Annotated in this window: 3 protein-coding genes; 2 read left to right on the forward strand and 1 reads right to left on the reverse strand. The window is 60.9% G+C overall.

The window, feature by feature from the left end; translation table 11 throughout:
- Nucleotides 1-580 (reverse strand): protein-methionine-sulfoxide reductase catalytic subunit MsrP (gene msrP / locus EGI20_RS18530; protein WP_498633166.1); only part of this gene is annotated, 580 nt, incomplete at its 3' end.
- A 6-nt stretch (nucleotides 581-586) separates the two neighbouring features.
- Between msrP and EGI20_RS18535 the strand changes: the two genes are divergently transcribed.
- Both EGI20_RS18535 and EGI20_RS18540 read left to right on the forward strand, forming a co-directional pair.
- The gene (locus EGI20_RS18535) at nucleotides 587-745 is read left to right on the forward strand and encodes a hypothetical protein (protein ID WP_498633168.1); all 159 of its coding nucleotides are present in this window, start codon (nucleotides 587-589) and stop codon (nucleotides 743-745) included.
- Nucleotides 746-861: 116 nt separating this feature from the next.
- A partial coding sequence (locus EGI20_RS18540) for a class I SAM-dependent methyltransferase (protein ID WP_498631037.1) occupies nucleotides 862-1,511 on the forward strand: 650 nt, incomplete at its 3' end.

The raw sequence follows: 1,511 nt of genomic DNA on the forward strand, positions 1-1,511 counted from the left end.
TCCACGGCGCCACCAAGCGGATGGGCGCGCCATTCTGCTTGGGCAGAGTTTCGCCATACAGGCCGACAGCCAGCAAGGTCAGCGGATTCATGGCTTCATCGATACGCAGCCCTTCGCGATAAGGCCACGGCAGCAAATCGGTGCGCTGGCCCGGCATCTGGCTTGGGCGCTCCAGCGTGACAAACTGCACGAAGCGACCCTTGCTGGTTGGCTGCACCTGCTTGAGCAGGCTGGCTAGCGGCACGCCTATCCACGGAATCACCATGGACCAGCCTTCGACGCAGCGCAGACGGTAGATGCGCTCTTCCAGTGGCGCAATACGGAACAGCTGGTCGTAGTCCAGCGTCAGCGGCCTGGCGACATGGCCGCCGATTTTCAGTGCCCACGGATCGACGACAAGTTGCCCCGCGTACTTGGCCGGGTCGGTCTTACTGCTGCCAAACTCGTAAAAATTGTTGTAGTGGGTAATTTCGTCCAGCGAGTTGGGCTTTTCCTTCAGAGAATAAGAGCCTGGCGCTGCCTTGAGCGGGGCTGCGTGCGCCTCTGGCAAGAGCAGGCCCGCCACACCGGCCGCGCCCATCGCGCCTTGGCTGACACCGAAATGGCGGCCAATCTGGCACTTTATCTGGCGTCACATTTGCAGCAACACTATGGTCTGGCCGAGGTGACGCATGGTTTGCTGTGCAAGTTGCAAAAGCAGCCGGCGGCCAAGGTCGAAGTCTGGTTGCAGGGACTATCCGTCTGATACACCCTTTATCTCTCGGCTACCGCGGGGCGGGTGATCGTGCGGCGGCTTCGGATATAATGGCCTGATGCATGTCTGCGGGGCATGTACGGCTAACGCGGTTTAAGCAATCGGTTATGGGCACATTTTCAAGCTGGCTGGATGAGGGCGGGCTCGGACAGTATCTGTTGCAGAGCGAACAGGCCTATTTTGATGCGGCGGTTGCCGATGCGTTCGGCTTTCGTGCGCTGCAGTTTGGCGCACCCGGCCATGATTTTCTGCGTGCCAACCGCATGCCATGGCGCGCCTGTATCGGTGATTCGGGCTCCGTTGCCGTACGTTGTGATGCCGCGCAATTGCCTATCGACTCCCGCAGCCTGGATTTGCTGCTATTGCCGCATACGCTGGATTTCACCGCCCATCCGCATCAGGTGCTGCGCGAAGCCGAGCGGGTACTGGTACCGGAAGGGCGGCTGGTGTTGACCGGTTTCAATCCGTTCTCGGCCTGGGGGGGGCGTCGCCTGCTGCAGGGGCGCAGCAAGGTGCCGTGGAGCGGAAATTTTCTGCGCCTGTCCCGTTTGAAAGACTGGTTCGAACTGTTGGGGTTCGAGCTCTCCGATAGCGTATTCATGTGCTACGCCCCGCCGCTTGACCGGCAGGACTGGCTGGCCCACTGGCAGTTTATGGAGCGGGTAGGCCATCGTTGCTGGCCTTTGGTTGCGGGGGTCTATGGTCTCAGTGCGATCAAGCGCCAGCGCGGTATGCGCCTGATCAAGCCGCGCTGGCA

This window comes from Aquitalea sp. S1-19 (assembly GCF_024343515.1).